11 protein-coding genes are annotated in these 18,010 nt (G+C 49.9%); 5 read left to right on the top strand and 6 right to left on the bottom strand.

The genetic code is table 11. The features are described from left to right. Positions 1-124: 124 nt before the first annotated feature. Positions 125-1,831: an ABC transporter substrate-binding protein gene (locus tag IPF95_02895; GenBank protein MBK6473641.1), complete on the top strand. Its 1,707-nt coding sequence runs from the start codon at positions 125-127 to the stop codon at positions 1,829-1,831. Between the two features lie 18 nt (positions 1,832-1,849). Here IPF95_02895 and IPF95_02890 read toward each other — a convergent pair whose 3' ends face one another. Next, a complete protein-coding gene (locus IPF95_02890) occupies positions 1,850-2,578 on the bottom strand; it encodes a hypothetical protein (protein ID MBK6473640.1) in 729 nt (242 codons plus the stop codon). Positions 2,579-2,676: 98 nt separating this feature from the next. Here IPF95_02890 and IPF95_02885 point away from each other — a divergent pair, with 98 nt between their 5' ends. From IPF95_02885 to IPF95_02875, 3 genes are all read left to right on the top strand, one after another. Further along, on the top strand, positions 2,677-3,633 hold the full coding sequence (locus IPF95_02885; GenBank protein ID MBK6473639.1) for an OmpA family protein: 957 nt from the start codon (positions 2,677-2,679) through the stop codon (positions 3,631-3,633). Between the two features lie 25 nt (positions 3,634-3,658). Continuing rightward, positions 3,659-4,852, top strand: a complete 1,194-nt coding sequence (locus IPF95_02880; protein MBK6473638.1) for a TIGR03862 family flavoprotein — start codon at positions 3,659-3,661, stop codon at positions 4,850-4,852. A gap of 547 nt (positions 4,853-5,399) precedes the next feature. Next, entirely contained in the window at positions 5,400-11,795 is a 6,396-nt protein-coding gene (locus tag IPF95_02875) for a T9SS type A sorting domain-containing protein (GenBank protein ID MBK6473637.1), read from the top strand. A gap of 294 nt (positions 11,796-12,089) precedes the next feature. Here the strand turns inward: IPF95_02875 and IPF95_02870 are convergent, their stop codons facing one another. From IPF95_02870 to IPF95_02850, 5 genes are all read right to left on the bottom strand, one after another. Continuing rightward, the gene (locus tag IPF95_02870; GenBank protein MBK6473636.1) at positions 12,090-12,854 is read right to left on the bottom strand and encodes a hypothetical protein; all 765 of its coding nucleotides are present in this window, start codon (positions 12,852-12,854) and stop codon (positions 12,090-12,092) included. 317 nt (positions 12,855-13,171) lie between these two features. Then, positions 13,172-14,566 carry a DNA repair protein RadA gene (gene radA / locus IPF95_02865; GenBank protein MBK6473635.1) on the bottom strand — a complete coding sequence of 465 codons (1,395 nt, stop codon included), beginning with the start codon at positions 14,564-14,566 and terminating at the stop codon, positions 13,172-13,174. Beyond that, on the bottom strand, positions 14,559-15,053 hold the full coding sequence (rfaE2, locus tag IPF95_02860) for a D-glycero-beta-D-manno-heptose 1-phosphate adenylyltransferase (GenBank protein MBK6473634.1): 495 nt from the start codon (positions 15,051-15,053) through the stop codon (positions 14,559-14,561). The genes radA and rfaE2 overlap by 8 nt, the downstream gene beginning before the upstream one ends. Positions 15,054-15,120: 67 nt before the next feature. Beyond that, the gene (locus IPF95_02855; protein ID MBK6473633.1) at positions 15,121-16,164 is read right to left on the bottom strand and encodes a flippase-like domain-containing protein; all 1,044 of its coding nucleotides are present in this window, start codon (positions 16,162-16,164) and stop codon (positions 15,121-15,123) included. 31 nt (positions 16,165-16,195) lie between these two features. Continuing rightward, positions 16,196-17,068 carry a pantoate--beta-alanine ligase gene (locus tag IPF95_02850; protein ID MBK6473632.1) on the bottom strand — a complete coding sequence of 291 codons (873 nt, stop codon included), beginning with the start codon at positions 17,066-17,068 and terminating at the stop codon, positions 16,196-16,198. A 116-nt stretch (positions 17,069-17,184) separates the two neighbouring features. On the opposite strand from IPF95_02850, the gene IPF95_02845 reads away from it, so the two are divergent. Then, entirely contained in the window at positions 17,185-18,003 is an 819-nt protein-coding gene (locus IPF95_02845) for a glycogen/starch synthase (protein ID MBK6473631.1), read from the top strand. Positions 18,004-18,010 lie beyond the last annotated feature (7 nt).

The raw sequence follows: 18,010 nt of genomic DNA, 5'->3' as shown, positions 1-18,010 counted from the left end.
TTCGTTTTTCCCAGAGTCGAATTGGTTCTTCTCACCAATTCATTGTTGATTCGTTATCGGTTACCGGTTCGTTGGAAAGAACCTCCCGAATAGCTTTGGCGCTACCGTTCCACGAGTTCACCCTATGCGGATATCTATTGCTTTACTTATTTCGTTGTTTGTGCTAGGATGCAATTCGTCGCCACGATCCAATGAAAGGACGGGGCGAAGTGGTAAGCACTACGGTGGGGTGTTCAATGCTAATGAGACAGAGGATCTGAGCGGGTTATTCCCGTTGAGTGTGACACAGGCCTCTTCGCACCGAATTGCTTCACAGATCTATGAAGGACTGGTCAGATTCGACCAGCGTGATCTATCAATACTCCCATGTCTTGCAGAATCATGGACCATGGATCCAAGTGGTACCATTTATACGTTCACTATAAGGGAAGGGGTGGTGTTCCATAATGACCCCGCATTCCCTGATGGAAAGGGGCGTTCGCTAACAGCGAGAGATGTGGAATATTGTCTCAAGGCGATATGTACGTACAGTACTGAGAATGAGATGTTCTGGCTGTTCCAGGACCGGGTGCTAGGTGCCAACGCCCATTACGCAGCAAGTGCAAAAGGATCAATTGATCAAGAAGTTGAAGGGATCGAACTGATAGATGAGCGTACGGTGCGTGTCACGCTCGTTAGTCCTTGGCAGAGCTTTTTACAAGTACTGGCACACCAAGGGTGTTGGATATGGCCAAAGGAGATCATTGAGCATTATGGGGACGACCTGATATGGCATCCTATCGGAACCGGACCTTTTCAGATGAAGAGCTTGCGTCTAGGGGAAGCCTTGATAATGGAGCGGAATCCATCTTATTGGCGCACGGACAGTGTAGGAGACCAATTGCCTTTCCTGGATGCCATACGATATACCTTCTTACAGGATAAGGAGAAGGAGTTGGAGGAGTTCGAAAAGGGTCACTTAAGTACTATTTTTGAGATACCGGTCGGGCGTACGGATATTTTGTCCAGATCCTCCGAAAAGGGTTATCAAGTGCAAAGTGTTCCTGGGCTAAGCGTGCAGTTCTATGGATTCAATGAACGCATGGCTCCGTTCCGTGATGTGAGGGTACGCAAAGCATTCTCCATGGCAATTGATCGACGTTGGATCGTGGATAGCGTGTTACAAGGGTTGGCCGAACAAGCCCTGCACGGTATTGTTCCACCGGGGTTCGCATCCTACCCCTATGATAGTGTGCCTGTGCAGGAATTCGACCCTGAAGGTGCACGTGCATTGCTGGTGGAGGCTGGTTTTCCTGAAGGCAAAGGACTTCCAGGTGTATATCTACAGGTCAACAATAATGGTTTCGGATACGTGAAGGTCGCTGGTGAAGTACAGACCATGTTGGAAAAGAACCTTGGAGCCCGCGTGATCACTTCAGTGCTTCCATCGGAACAGCATTTTGACCGGGTGGAACGCGGCGATGCTGCCATGTGGCGTGAAGGATGGGTAGCGGATCATCCGGATCCGGAGAATTTCTTGGCGCTATTCTATGGAAAGAACGCGCCGTTGGATAGCACGTTGCCAGCTACCTTGAATACGACACGTTATGTCAATGCGCGTTTCGATTCCTTGTACATGCATGCACAGCGCACTAGTGATCCGGCGGATCGAATGCTATCATTGGCACTTGCCGAAAGACAGTTGATGAAGGATGCCGTAGTCGTTCCGCTATATCATGAAATGTCCATTCGCGTTCTCCAGCCCTGGGTCATGGACCTTCCGATAAACGGAATGGAATACCGCGACTTGGCTACCGTATGGATGGATGATACGAAGCGGCCGAAGCATTGACACGCATCGCGTAAGTTCTTATTTCGCGAATAATAGATGGTCGAGGACGGAGCACTTCGCCAGTGGTAATAGTGTCTCCACGTAGGGTAATGGAAGTTCCGTCTCCACCGCGAAAGTGGCCGGGTTCGGAAGTTGCGCGTAACGCTGGGCAAGGTCCGCTTTCGCGTGGTGATAATCGAACCCGATGCCCATTGTATAACTGGTCACGTAATTTGTTCGGATGTTGGTGTGTGCTGCGTTTGACTTCGTATTCTGGACCAAGGGAATGGAGTAGCTGTATGCCCTTGCTAGTTTGCCAGTGCGTAATAGTAGCCAACCTTCGGTGGCATACAATGGCTGGATGCCCACGGTGATCAAATGAACTTTTTCAATGAAAGCCCCATGCTTCTCCTCTCCCATGGCCTTTATACGTTCCAGGCCAGGTATAGCAAAATCGACCACCTCATCGATAACAGTCATTAGATCGGGTTCCGGTAAAGAGTTATGCAAAGGAAAGCCTGTCCTTGGATCGAAGCCGATCAAATCACCATTCAACATTTTTGCCAACGTGATCTTGCTTTCCCGTAGATCGACCAGGTCTGCTATGTGTGAGCGCAGATCCCATATGTATGGGAATAGCTTATTCTCGTGGAAACGCCCTTCTACGCGCTGCAAATAGGCCAATAGGGTGTATAGTTTCAATTCCGCGTCAAGTGATGGAATGAGCACCCAATCCTTTGGTAGTCCGTTGTATCCATTGCTATTCATGGTGAACTATTAGAACGGTTTGTTCAAAAGAATGTTTCCCGGACTCGGGTCAATTCGCACACAAAGCCGCACCTTTGGCGAACAAAAGCAAGTTAGCAATGATGTTTCGACCACGTACTACGTTCAGTTCTGTTTTTATCATGGGGTTGTTCTTAACAGCTTGTGTTCCTGCACGCAAGTATGAAGAGCAGAAGTCCAAAGCTGCTGCGCTACAGGCTGAGGTGGATGGCGCTACATCGAAGTCTCGTGATGTTCAAGCGGCTTATGATGAATTGCGATCGACCACTTTACAGGATGCCAAACGGCTAACGGAACTCCATCGCGATACCACCGTGCTCGGCAATTCATTGCGACAAATGACAGGGCAGTATGACAAGATCAATAGCCTGAACAATGAACTCTTGGAAAAATACAACAAACTATTGGCCGGTGATCGGAGCGAGAATCGTGAATTATTGACCGATCTTGAGGCTATGCGATTGAACCTTCAGAACAAGGAGGATTCCGTAAATGCATTGTCGAAGCGCGTGAATGATAAGCAAGCTGCACTTTCTGCATTGCAGGCAGAGATCGAAGCTAAAGATGCGGCCATGAAAGCATTGAAGGATCGGGTTAGCGCTGCACTTACGGGTTTTGAAGGCAAGGGGCTTACAGTGGAACAACGCGGAGGGCGCATTTATGTGAGCATGGACAACAAGCTTCTTTTCCCAAGTGGTTCTGCAACGGTGGATGCGAAAGGCAAGGATGCGATCATGAAACTTGCCAAAGCGATCGAGAATGAAAAGGATCTCAACATTCTTGTGGAAGGACATACCGATACGGATAAGATCGGCAGTGGTTCAACATATAAGGACAATTGGGACCTGAGCGTTATACGTGCTACCAGTGTTGTGCGTATCATGCAGGAGAATAGTGTGATCGATCCCGTTCGCTTAACGGCGACAGGTCGTGGTGAATACATCCCTGTTGATCCCAACGACAAATCAAAGAATCGGCGGATAGAGGTGATCCTTGCTCCCGATCTGACCGAGCTGTATAAGCTTGTAACAGACTAATTCCTTATATCATTTTACTGCTGCCATGAAGATCGCGATCATCGGTGGTGGTCCGTCAGCTTTGATGGCAGCTGATGTTCTTGCGGGGACCTGTACTGTGGATCTTTACGAACGCGGCCGTACCATAGGGCGCAAATTTCTTGTTGCTGGAGATGGTGGTCTCAACATTACGAATTCCGTTGAAGGGGATGAGTTGCTGTCGCACTACACACATCCGGAATTCATGCGTCCAATGCTCTACGCATTCGGACCAAATGAACTACGTGCTTGGCTTGGCGAAATTGGTGTGCGAACATTCGTGGGTAGCAGTGGTCGCGTATTTCCAGAGAGGAAGATCAAACCGGCACATGTGCTGAAAGCGATTCAGGATAGGATCGTATCGAAAGGTGTGAGGATACACACCAACAGCATGTTCGTTGGGTTTGATGCAGAGGTTCGACCATTGATCAGGACGTCAGCAGGAATTGGGGCGATAAGCGCGGATCACTACGTATTCGCTTTGGGTGGTGCGTCATGGCCACGAACGGGGTCAGTAGGTGAGTGGCTTGGCGAATTCGAAAAGCTAGGCGTGCGCACGGTTCCGTTCCAACCGAGCAATTGCGGTATCGAAATTGCTTGGCCGACCGAGTTGAGCATCCATGCCGGTAAACCGTTGAAGAACATCGCGATCGGTGTCGGGAAAGAATTCATTCGCGGTGAAGCGACCATTACCGAATATGGTTTGGAAGGCAACGCGATATACCCGGTTGTTCCGATGGTACGGGAACAATTGAACAACACCGGAACGGCTACGATCCAGATCGACCTTAAACCGGACAATACGATCCAGCAAGTACTCGCCAAACTAACGGGTCATTCGCCGAAAGAGTGGCAAACGGCATTATCCATGACACGGGCACAATTCGCTTTGATCAAATCCGTCACGAGCAAAGAACAATTCCACAACGCTGAACAATTGGCACTGGTGGTCAAGTGTTGCACTTTACAGGTTGATGAATTGCGCCCCATTGAAGAAGCAATAAGCAGTGTTGGCGGGATCGCGATAAGTGAGGTTTCAAGTGAACTAGCATTGCTTGATCACCCGAATATTTCCGTCGCTGGGGAGATGTTGGATGTAGATGCGCCAACGGGCGGGTATCTTTTGCAACGGGCTTTTTCCATGGGCTATTGGGTTGCCCATTGCATCGCTGGCCGAACAGGAATACCTCAACGACAGTAAGTGTCGTTCTCCGGCTCACTAAGTTCCGTATTACGTCAAAGTATACTTCGTATCCGATCCCGATCAGGGTGTCTTCTTTTTGAATATCGTCCAAGATCCGAGCTCAGTGCCACAATTTCCATTCCATTCGTCGGGCAGAACATCCCGCTCGGCTGAAAGGTGAAAAAAACGACGAATCGATCGTTCCGCCGGGTAAGAAGGATCCAATGCCGGACGGATCCGTCCTGCGGCCCGATGAATACAACCCAAAGCCGCGTTGGACAAGGGTTTTAGGAGGGCTATGCGTTGCCTGGGCGAATAGTTTTGCGCACCGAAGATCGAACGGTAACAAGAACTGCTCACGAAACCGCATGCACAACTCAACAACGGGATCTCCTGAACGCTCCACCGATCGTGGTGTTGTTCAACGCCCTTCTGTTGAAGCTCATGATATTGAGTTATTCCGGTTTTCCCGCTTCGATCCTCAACTGGATCTTTTTTTTTCTAACTTTTCCTTTCTGCGTTTTCTCTCCTGTCGCATGATGGCCTTTTCATCCGTTACACAGTAATGACCAAGTACATCTTTGTCCTGCTCGGCCTTTTCAGTTCCACGCTATTATTTCCGCAATCCGTTTCTGAAGTTGCAGCTGTGCAATTGTCAGCCGTTGCAAGTGCTTCTCCGGTGCGGATCACGGTCAGTTGGAAGAGCCTGTCCGGTACTAACTCCATTACCATTTATCGCAAATTGAAGAGTGCAACCTCTTGGGGTTCATCCATTGCGAGTCCTTCGCCAACGACCAACTCATATATTGACAATGGAGTTTCTGTGGGTATTGCTTATGAATACAAAGTTGTTCGTGTTGCCAATGGTGTGACGGGTACGGGTTACCTATGCTCCGGGATCAATGTTCCAATGAGGGACTACCGTGGAAAGATCATCCTGTTGGTAGCGAATAACCTTTCGTCTCCTTTGAGCACTGAGTTGTTGACATTGGAGAAAGACCTTGCTGCGGATGGTTGGGCGGTATTGCGAACGGATGTTACTACGAACACTACGGTTTCAGGTGTACGGAACATCATCATTGGTCAATACCAAAGTGACCCTACGAACGTAAAGGCCGTGTATATCGTTGGACATCTTGCGGTTCCTTATTCTGGGAATATTGCTCCGGACGGGCATGATAGCCACCAAGGAGCTTGGCCATGCGATGGATATTACGGAGAAATGAACGGTAACTGGACGGACAATAGTGTATCCGTGCAAGCATCGCAGAACCCTAAGAACTTCAATGTTCCGGGCGATGGAAAGTTCGACCAAAGCGATTTCCCATCTGCGTTGGAATTACAAGTGGGTAGGGTTGATCTGTATGATATGCCCGCGTTCAGTTCAAGCGAAGTGGAGTTGACAAGGAACTATTTGAATAAAGCGCATACGTTCAAGGTAAAGGGTTACACTCCGGACCCGCGTGCCATGATGTTCGATAACCTTCAATGGGTGGGCAATCCGTTGGCAGCAAGTGGCTGGCGATCGATCGCACCAATGGTCGGGGCCGAAGAGATCAGTGCTCCTTACCAATATGGACCATCATACAATTCATTGGTGAATGGGCAGAGCTACTTATGGGCATATGCCAGTGGAGGTGGTCTTCAGGAATACATCGGCAATGAGGTCACGTTCAATGGTGCCGATAATATCGGCACGACGCAGACCTATGCCGCTGGCAATTTGGGCGGAGTATTCAATATGTCGTTCGGATCCTATTTCGGTGATTGGGATAACAAGAACAATTTTCTCCGTGCTCCTTTGGCGAAAGGTGAAGGGTTGACCAATGCATACTCATCCATACCTGGCTGGTATTTCCACCACATGGGTCTGGGAGAGAATATCGGGTACAGCACGTTGGAGACCATGAACAACACGGGGCTTTATGTACCTCTTACCGATGGTTGGCAAGGGTCCATTGGTCGCACCCACTTGGGGTTGATGGGAGATCCATCCTTACGTCAGAAAATGGTTGCCCCTCCGACATCGTTGAGCATTTCTAACTCCGGAGGCAGCGCAGTGTTCAGTTGGACGGCCTCTTCAGAACAAATAGCGGGCTACTACATCTACCAGTTCGATGCAACCACTGGAGCTATTTCAAAGGTCACGAATACACTGGTTACATCAACTAGTTATCAGAACAGCAGTGTTCCGTTCCAGAATGGAAAGCAATACATGGTGCGTGCCATGAAAATGCAGGTTGATCCAAGTGGTTCATACGAGAACCTCTCGTTAGGCACGATCGCAGTGTCATCCGGAGTTGCTCCGCCCCCTACAACCGATTGTGAAGGTGTTGTAGGCGGTACTGCCGTTGCAGGGACTACATGCAATGATGGTAATTCATGCACGACGAATGACCGATGGAATTCAAGCTGTCAGTGCATTGGTATCGACAATACCCCAACAGCATCCGTCACACCTGTAGGAAGTACCACCTTCTGCACGGGAGGTAACGTAGTATTGAATGCCTCCACGGGCTCTTCCTACCAATGGAAGAAGGATGGCAACGCCATCAGTGGTGCAACCAGCAGCAGCTACACGGCAACCACTTCGGGAACGTACACGGTAACAGTAAGCAACGGTTCATGTTCTGCGACATCCAGCGGTGTTAGCGTGAGTGCATCCAGTGGCCCAAGTGCCAACATCACCGCTCCTAACGGAACCACGTTCTGTAGTGGAGGCAGTGCTATTTTGAATGCAACAACAGGAACTGGATTCCAGTATGTATGGTATCGTGATGGAAGCGTTATTAGCGGCGCAACCAACGGCAGCTACACTGCAACGCAAGCTGGTGCATACACCGTTCGCGTGATCAGTGGAGCATGTTACACGAACTCTTCGGCGATTACGGTTTCCATTACTACATCCGGTACTGCGAGCATTACGCCAGTTGGTTCCACGTCATTCTGTACAGGTGGAAATGTTGTGTTGAATGCATCTACCGGCTCTTCCTACCAATGGAAGAAGGATGGCAACGCCATCAGTGGTGCAACCAGCAGCAGCTACACGGCAACCACTTCGGGAACGTACACGGTAACAGTAAGCAACGGTTCATGTTCTGCGACATCCAGCGGTGTTAGCGTGAGTGCATCCAGTGGCCCAAGTGCCAACATCACCGCTCCTAACGGAACCACGTTCTGTAGTGGAGGCAGTGCTATTTTGAACGCAACAACAGGAACTGGATTCCAGTATGTATGGTATCGTGATGGAAGCGTTATTAGCGGCGCAACCAACGGCAGCTACACTGCAACGCAAGCTGGTGCATACACCGTTCGCGTGATCAGTGGAGCATGTTACACGAACTCTTCGGCGATTACGGTTTCCATTACTACATCCGGTACTGCGAGCATTACGCCAGTTGGTTCCACGTCATTCTGTACAGGTGGAAATGTTGTGTTGAATGCATCTACCGGCTCTTCCTACCAATGGAAGAAGGATGGCAACGCCATCAGTGGTGCAACCAGCAGCAGCTACACGGCAACCACTTCGGGAACGTACACGGTAACAGTAAGCAACGGTTCATGTTCTGCGACATCCAGCGGTGTTAGCGTGAGTGCATCCAGTGGCCCAAGTGCCAACATCACCGCTCCTAACGGAACCACGTTCTGTAGTGGAGGCAGTGCTATTTTGAACGCAACAACAGGAACTGGATTCCAGTATGTATGGTATCGTGATGGAAGCGTTATTAGCGGCGCAACCAACGGCAGCTACACTGCAACGCAAGCTGGTGCATACACCGTTCGCGTGATCAGTGGAGCATGTTACACGAACTCTTCGGCGATTACGGTTTCCATTACTACATCCGGTACTGCGAGCATTACGCCAGTTGGTTCCACGTCATTCTGTACAGGTGGAAATGTTGTGTTGAATGCATCTACCGGCTCTTCCTACCAATGGAAGAAGGATGGCAACACCATCAGTGGTGCAACCAGCAGCAGCTATACTGCAACCACTTCGGGAACGTACACGGTAACAGTAAGCAACGGTTCATGTTCTGCGACATCCAGCGGTGTTAGCGTGAGTGCATCCAGTGGCCCAAGTGCCAACATCACCGCTCCTAACGGAACCACGTTCTGTAGTGGAGGCAGTGCTATTTTGAATGCAACAACAGGAACTGGATTCCAGTATGTATGGTATCGTAACGGCAATGCAATCAGTGGAGCAACCAATAGCAACTATACCGCAACGCAAGCAGGCGCTTACACCGTGCGCGTTATCAGCGGGACTTGTTACACGAACTCTTCTGCGATTTCAATTGAGGTATCGACTTCCATTACGGCAGTTATTACGCCAAATGGACCAACCACATTCTGTACGGGCGGAAGCGTAGTATTGAATGCCACCAGCGATGGCACCCATGTATGGCAATTCAACGGACAAGCGATCCCGGGTGCAACAAGCAGTAGCTACACGGCCACACAACAGGGAAGTTATAAAGTGATCGTTACCAATGGTTCCTGTTCGGCTACTTCTGATGCGGTTACCGTTAGTATTTCAACCAGCGCGCCAGCCGCGACCTTAAGTGCATCTGGGCCCGTGAATCTATGTGTAGGTAGCAGTGTGGTGCTGAGTGCGCCACCGGGAAGTTCGTATGTATGGGAACATAATAACGAAGCGATCAATGGAGCGACGAACAGCAACTACACCGTAACCCAAGGGGGTAGCTACAGCGTTACGGTCGGAACCGGTGCATGTGCATCTACTTCTGATCCATTGAATGTGACCGTTAATACACCACCGCCAGCGATCATTTCCGCAACAGGGCCAACAACTGTCTGTGCCGGCCAATCCGTTGCCTTAACAGCGAACACAGGAAGCGGATACCAATTTGTTTGGAAGCGGAATGGGTCACCGATATCCGGTGCTACAAGTAGTTCATATACCGCGACACAACCAGGCAATTACGCTGTTATGGTGATCCATGGCGCATGCTATACCAACTCTGCAGAAACCGCTATCAGCATGTCCGGAACTGGCTCGGCATCCATTTCACCTGCTGGTCCCACTACATTCTGTACAGGTGGTAATGTGATATTGAATGCCAATGCCGGTAGTATCTATCAATGGATGCGCAACGGTGAAACGATCGATGGTGCGACCAGCAGCAACTACACTGCAACACAAGAGGGTAGTTACACTGTAACAGTTGGCTCAGGTTCTTGCGCCGGCACATCCAGTCCATTAATGGTATCGGTTTCATCTGTAATCTCAGCATCCATTACACCTGCTGGTCCTACTACGTTCTGCACTGGAGGCAACGTGGTGTTGAATGCCAATGCCGGTAGTATCTATCAATGGATGCGCAATGGTGAAACGATCGATGGTGCGACGAGCAGCAACTACTCTGCAACACAAGAGGGTAGTTACACTGTAACAGTTGGCTCAGGTTCTTGCACTGGTACATCAAGTGCGGTTACTGTATCGGTCACATCCATAGGATCAGCTACTATTGCCCCAGGAGGTTCAACTTCATTCTGCACAGGAGGCAGCGTAATACTATACGCGAATACTGGTGCGGGTTACAGTTATGTGTGGAGAAAGAATGGAACGGTGATCAACGGTGCCACAGCGAGCAACTACACGGCAACGGAAGTTGGAAGCTATACCGTAGCGGTGAATGCAGGTACATGTTCTGCTACTTCATCGGCCATCATTGTAACCGTTACGAACAACATTTCGGCAACGTTGTTTGCAACGGGTCCCGTTGGGTTCTGCTACGGAGGAAGCGTTGTTCTTGCGGTGGATGGTGATGCGGGTTACACCTATGTTTGGAAGCTGAATGGGTCTACGATCCAAGGCGCGACTTCAAATAGTTTTACTGGAACTCAGGCGGGTATTTATACGGTCGTAGTATCAAACGGTAATTGTTCGGCCACATCGAACAGCGTTCAATTGCATGTCGGAGACCAGATCAATACGAACATTACTGCCACCCAACAGACCGATCTTTGTTCCAACGGTGGCGTTACGCTCAGTGTACCAGCTGCATCCGGGAATACCTACATATGGAGGAACTATGGGGCCGCCATCAACGGGGCTACTTCAAATACGTATACCGCTGCGTCCTCCGGTGGTTATGAAGTATCGATCTACAATGGATCCTGCGTAGCAAATTCAAATGTTGTGTTCGTGAACGCAGGTTCCGGTGTGAACACATGGATCATGGCATTGGGCAACACACATGTATGTAGTGGCGATGAGGTCGTGTTTTCAACTTACACTTTAGCTGGTCTTAGCCATACATGGAGACGCAATGGCGCAACCATCAATGGTGCAACGGGGTCCACCTATACGGCAACCCAGAATGGAAGCTATTCGGTCACTACTAGTAACGGCTCATGCACTGTGACCACGAATGCGATCCAGGCATACATTTCTGCACCGTTAGCTGTTACGTGTTCACCGAACGTCGGAAACGGAACTATTGCGGCCAATGTAACTGGAGGCGAAGCTCCATACAACTACTTGTGGAACACGGCCCCGGCGCAGATCACACAAATGGCAGCCATCGATGTATCCGGAATGTATAACGTTATTGTAACGGACGTGAATGGTTGTACAGTGAACGCAAACGCAAGCATTGAGATCGGTAGCGGAATGGCCGTTGAAGAGACAGAGGACGTGTTGGCCGAGACCATTGTAAAGGACGAGGCATCGGAGAACATCGAAATTCTGGTGTATCCGAATCCATTCCGTGGGAATACTACATTCTCCATCACCGGCCTGAATGCAGAAGAACGCACGACCTTGGATGTATACACCATTGATGGTGTGTTGGTCGCAAATGTCTTCACAGGAGCAGTTGATCAACAAGGTTCATATCGTCTCACTTGGGATGCCAGCAACCTGAAGACGGGAATGTACTTCTATCGCCTGATCTCAGGAGGTCGGGTAACTTCCGGTAAGTTGAAATCGGAGTAAGACCAACCACTATTGGATCTACCGGAACGGGCCATGAGCGAGTGATCGTTCATGGCCCGTTCTTGCTTTCGTGCAATAAATTTTAGGTGTAATAGACAAAACGAATGGCTTTTGGGAGACGTTTGTCTCTAATGGACAAAACGAATGGCGAGTTATCAACCGTTGTTGGAGAACCTAATTGCGATTCTGATCTTTGGGTGTCTGGCGAAACGGAAGTAGGCTCTGCTGGAGAGCAACCTGCCAGGGATAAACCTGATGACTGAGCGATGATCGGATGGGAACGGAACCTTCGGATCAACCGTTCCCATCGCGAGGTCCGCATGCCTTCAAAAACTCATCGATAAATTTTTGTTTCCGAGTCAAGGAGAGGCCATTGTGATTGCGAAGCTTGTTCTTCAGGTCTGCGAAGTAGCCATCTATTGCATTGGTGGTGTTGGGAATATCCAGTTCAGGATAGTCGTACCAAGTGAACAACCAAGGCAGATTGCACGATAGGCTCCGGTGTGCGCTCCGCAGGCGACCGTGCGTATAACGTGACTTGCCGGTGGTTGATTCCACAGTTCGTTCAGCGAGGAAGGCCTTCCATTTGGTATGCCATAGTTGTAGACCCCCAGTGAAGCTTTCCTTATCGGTCTTCTTCAGCATCTGTGTCAATTGGCGCAGCTCAATGGCTGCTGGCAACTTGGGCTTTCTAGTGAGATAGCGGGTAATGATCGCTACTTGATGAAATTGGCACATTTGCACCGGGATTCCTCTGCAGAGTTGCAACAGGCCTCGTCGGCCATCACAAACAACGGCGCTTATCTCCACGCCTTGTCCACGAAGGAATTTCAGACCATCCGCATAAAGCTGGTTGGTCTCATGTTTTACGTATTTCCTATACAGGACTGTGCCTGTAGTTGCATCCCTGAACACCATTACACCGAAGGTTCTCCCGAAGTAGGTCGTATCCATTAAAACCACGGCTGAAGATGGCAGAACAGCCTTGGCTTCAGTGCCTGTGTATTTGTCCAACGTCCGCTGTATGGTCCGAATAGAACAACCATACTTGAGAGCCAACTGCCTGTAAGTCTGTTTGCCAGCTTGATACTCAAACCATAGTTCTTCGGGCTGCTTTGTTTGGCCGCCTAAAAATTGCTTACCACAAGTGCGGCAACGGTACCGTTGCTTACCCCGAACCTTGCCGTATTTGTTAATAACTGGACCACCACACAAACAGCACTTTTTTGGTTCATGACCTTTGAAAGGCCTCTAACCTAAGCCAGGCAGGACTTTCAGAAGGTTTTACCATTCGTTTTGTCCATTAACCCAATTTTTATGAATTTGATCCTCGGGATCGAGCCTAACGAGAAGATGTTGTCGTTCAGGTTCTCGTCTCACCCGAACAAATGCCCGAACACCTCATCGACCCGGCCTACTTGTACCACACTAATGCCCTTGACCGGTGAAACGCCTTTGGTTCCTTTGGGAACGAAGATGGTCGCAAAGCCGAGTTTAGCGGCTTCAGCTACACGTTGCTCTGTACGGGTAACAGGGCGTATTTCTCCGGTCAGGCCGACTTCGCCCGAAAAGCATACGTCCATGGGTACGGCAATGTCGGCGTTACTGCTGAGCACAGCACATACCACGGCAAGATCTATCGCAGGTTCTTCCACACGGAATCCACCGGCGAGGTTCAGGAAAACATCCTTCTGGCCCAATCGGAATCCACATCGTTTTTCCATTACCGCGAGCAACATGTTCAATCGCCGAAGATCGAAACCGGTGGAACTTCGCTGCGGCGTACCATAGACCGCTGAACTCACAAGCGCTTGCACTTCGATCAACAAGGGACGCATGCCTTCCAATGTTGCAGCCACAACTACACCGCTGGGTCGTTCTTCTCGGCGACCCAATAACACCTGGCTCGGGTCTTCAACTTCGACCAGCCCACTGCCTTGCATTTCGTAGATCCCCAATTCGTTCGTGCTCCCGAAGCGATTCTTCAACGGTCGCAATAAGCGGTACGCGTGATCGCGATCACCTTCAAACTGCAACACGCAATCCACCATGTGCTCGAGGACCTTGGGACCGGCAATGAAACCATCTTTTGTTATGTGTCCGATCAATACCATCGGGATACCGGTCGTCTTCGCGAAACGCATGAGCTCGGCCGTGCATTCACGCACCTGACCTACGCTACCTGGGCTGGCATCGAGAACGGCGGTGTGCAAGGTCTGCACACTATCGATCACCACCAATCCAGGTTGAAGCGCTTCAATGTGTTTGAAGATGTTCTGTGTATTGGTCTCGGTTAGTACGTAACAATCATTCGCCGAACCTGGCTGTGCGCCAATCTTGGTTGCCTTGTCGCCCATCACACGTTCAGCGCGCATCTTCACTTGATGTTCACTCTCTTCACCGCTTACATAGAGCGTTCGCAAATGCGGATTGCGCAATGCGGTCTGTAAGAGCAAGGTACTTTTTCCGATACCGGGTTCACCACCCAACAAGGTGATGCTCCCTGGGACCAGACCACCACCAAGGACACGTGAGAATTCACGATCGTTCAATGGAATGCGTGGTCCATCCTGCGCCGGGATATCATTGATCGCGATCGGTTTCGGAGAACGGATTTTCAGGCTTTGAGGCAAACCGCGTTTTTCGGTAACACGGTCCATGACCTCTTCCACAAGCGTGTTCCATTCTTTGCACTGTGTGCATTGTCCAAGCCATTGCGGATATTTGCTACCGCAGGCTTGGCACACGAAATTCGATCTGAGCTTAGCCACGGATCTTCGCTACTAATCCAGTTGTCGAAAAACCATCTACAAGCTTTAAGCTTCGCACATCACCGCCGAGTGACCGCACATGCTCGCTACCCACGATCTTATCCTCGGTCCAATCACCACCTTTTACAAGCACATCAGGTCCAATGGTCTTGATCAGGTCAAGTGGAGTATCCTGATCGAATACAACCACGGCATCGATGAATCTTAAGGCCGCAAGCACCTTTGCTCTGCTGTACTGGTCATTCAATGGGCGCTCCGGCCCTTTGTTCTGGTGCTTTACACTCGCATCACTGTTGACGCCAATGATCAAGCGATCTCCGAGCGCTGCAGCTTCCTGCAAATATTCCACATGACCGCGATGGAGGATGTCGAAACACCCGTTGGTGAATACAATGCGATCGCCTTTCATGCGCCAGATGTTCACAAGGCGTTGCACTTGCACACTATCCACTACACGTTTATCTACTGTTGCTACTACTTCGGCCATTGGTTCAAATTTCAGATCTAGATGCGTCGACCCACTTGACCGACGTTGCAAAAGCGGCAAATGGAGATCAATTCACTTGTGACCTCTTCACTCCCTCTCCGTTGCCTTTAGGAGAGATCAAAAATAGCGATATGCCGCCAAGAATGATCACCAACAGTGTTTGTGAGAGCCATAACAGCCAGCCCATCGCTAAAGCATCTGGTCGAATTAGTCCTCCTCCTTCTGGCATTGGCATATAGATGCTCACGATAAGACCCACGAATGCAGGGTACACACCTACACCCCCCTGAACAAGTATGATCCCGATGGATCCCGCAATGAAACTCGCGAATACACCTGCGGCAGGCACTGTTGCCGTTGTCGAAAGTGCGAAGAACCCGACCCAGAACATGGCGACGTAAAGGCTCCAGATCAAGATCGTATGTAAAATGAAAGCTGATCGATGTTTCGTTTCAAGTACGCTACGCAGTCCGGAAATGAATCCGCGTATTCCGTCCATGAGCCGCGCACGCAACTCAGGTCGTGTGTAGATCAAATACATAACAGTGACTGCACCGATCAAGATCGCACCGATGATCACGAACCACCAATAATTAGGGCCTGCATCCTCTGTAATGTTCTGCTCTGCTCTGAATGCCGTGATCCGTTCTTGGAATAGCCCCAACTTATCCCATTGCAAAGCAAGCGTTATACCCGCTATAGCCAAGAGCATGATAAGGTCTACAGTACGTTCCGCAAGGATGGTACCGAAACCTTTTTCGAAAGGTACCCCTTCGGCTCTGTAGAGCATAACAGCCCTGCTGGCTTCTCCGGCGCGAGGTATCAAGAGGTTCATGAAGTACCCCGACATGGTTGCATTGTATGCGTTCCAGAACCCCACGTTGTAGCCCATATGTTCAATCAGATAGCGCCAGCGCCACGCCCGGCTCAAATGGCTGAACCAACTCAATAGAGCTGCTAATAGGAACCACCAAAGGTTTGCTTGTTGGAATGCGGTGAAGAGCTCCTCACGTTGTTGCTTGCTGAGCTGGTCATAGAAATAGTAGATCAGCCAAATACCAAGTGTAAGTGGAATCAGAATTTTCAGAACACTGATCACAGCCCTCTTCATTCGAAGCTCATTCGTGTATTGACACCATCGGTCATACCAGCGGGTGCAGGGTAATATTGTCGATCAACCTTACCGGTCCCACTTGCGCAGCGATAAGAGCGATCGCCTCACGAGCGGGATCCCATTGTATTATAGGGTGAAGTGTTTCCGCATCTGCAAATCCAAGGTGGTCCAAGACGACCTCAGGTTCACTTTCCAGCACGGCAAGAGCGGCCTTTCTTGTATTTTCAACCGAACTGCGGAATGCTAGTGCTTCCACCGTTTTCAATGTGCGGTATAGCACAGTCGCCTGTTCTCGTTGAACGGGATCAAGGCGCTGATTCCTGGAACTGAGCGCAAGACCATCGGCGGAACGCACCGTCTGGCACGGGGTAATGGTAACTGGCCAACGTTGTTGCTTCGCCATCGCACGTAATATGGTAAGCTGCTGGCGATCCTTTTCACCAAAAAATGCTTGATCGGGCCTTACGTAAAAGAACAGGCGTTCAACCACATTCACAACGCCTTGGAAATGGCCAGGTCTTGAAGGGCCTTCCCAATGGTCGTCCAGACCCTCCAGGTCATATTTCGTTGGTGTGAAATCCGTGAATATCGACTCCTTTTCGGGTGTAAAGAGCATATCGCAACCAACTTGCTCCAGCAATTCGCTATCGCGTTCGAGTTGACGAGGGTAGTTGTTCAGGTCTTCCGAGTTGCTGAATTGCAGTGGGTTAACGAATATGCTGCACACCACTTTATCACAAACTGCTTTGGCACGGTGTACCAGATCCAAATGGCCCTCGTGTAAGGCTCCCATCGTAGGTACGAACCCTATGCTGGCACCTTCACGACGGGACCGAGCAGACCACGCCGCACCTTGAGCCGGAATGGTGATCTTTTCCAGTAATGATGGGGGTTTTAGCACGGGCAATAGGTCAGGTGAACGGACGTTGATGGGGGGCTAAGCTACCGGGCAAAGTTGATGTTCCGCGAAAAAAGCTATATTTTTGTACCCCGAATTCCCCCCCTGAACACATGAGTATAAAGAACGTAAAGGTCCTCACCATAGCCCAATCGATCCAACCTTTCATGGATGGTCCTGAGGATATGGCGAAGGTAGCCCGCCATATGCCACAAGGTATTTTGGAAAGTGGAAATGAGATCAGGGTGTTCATGCCCAAATGGGGCTGCATCAATGAGCGCCGCCACCAATTGCATGAAGTCATCCGCTTAAGCGGAATGAATTTGATCATTAACGACACGGACCATGCCTTGTTGATCAAGGTAGCGAGTGTGCCAAGTGCACGGATGCAGGTTTATTTCATTGATAACGACGAATACTTCAAGCGTAAGGCCGAAGCCCACAGCAAGGATGGTACTTTCTACAAGGACAACGACGAACGCGCGTTGTTCTTTGGTCGTGGGGTGTTGGAGACCGTGCGCAAATTGGGTTGGGTTCCGGATATCATTCACCTTCATGGTTGGATGACCGGTTTCGTGCCGTTGTATGTGCGCCATCATTTCGCCGATGATCCACATTTTGAGAACACGAAGTTGGTCATGAGTGTTTATGACCAACCTACTGAAGCGTTGGACAAGAACATGGCCAAGAAATTGGAAATGGAAGGTTTCGATAAGGGTCTACTTAAAGGTCTTGCGAAGACAACCACGGACGACCTTACCAAGTTCTCTTTGAGCATGTGCGATGCCGTTGTAAAAGGATCCGCTAAATTGAGCAAAGGAATGGAAACCGCGATAAAGGGCAGTGGTGTGCCGGTCCTTAACTTCATCAAGGACGGAGAGCACGTTGCCGCGCATTCGGAATTCTACAGCACGGTGTTGGAGGAAGCCTTGGTCTAAGTGTTCT

It is taken from the genome of Flavobacteriales bacterium, assembly GCA_016704485.1.
In the GTDB taxonomy this organism is placed as follows: Bacteria; Bacteroidota; Bacteroidia; order Flavobacteriales_F; family PHOS-HE28; genus PHOS-HE28.
This window is presented reverse-complemented; position numbering and strand designations above follow the sequence as displayed.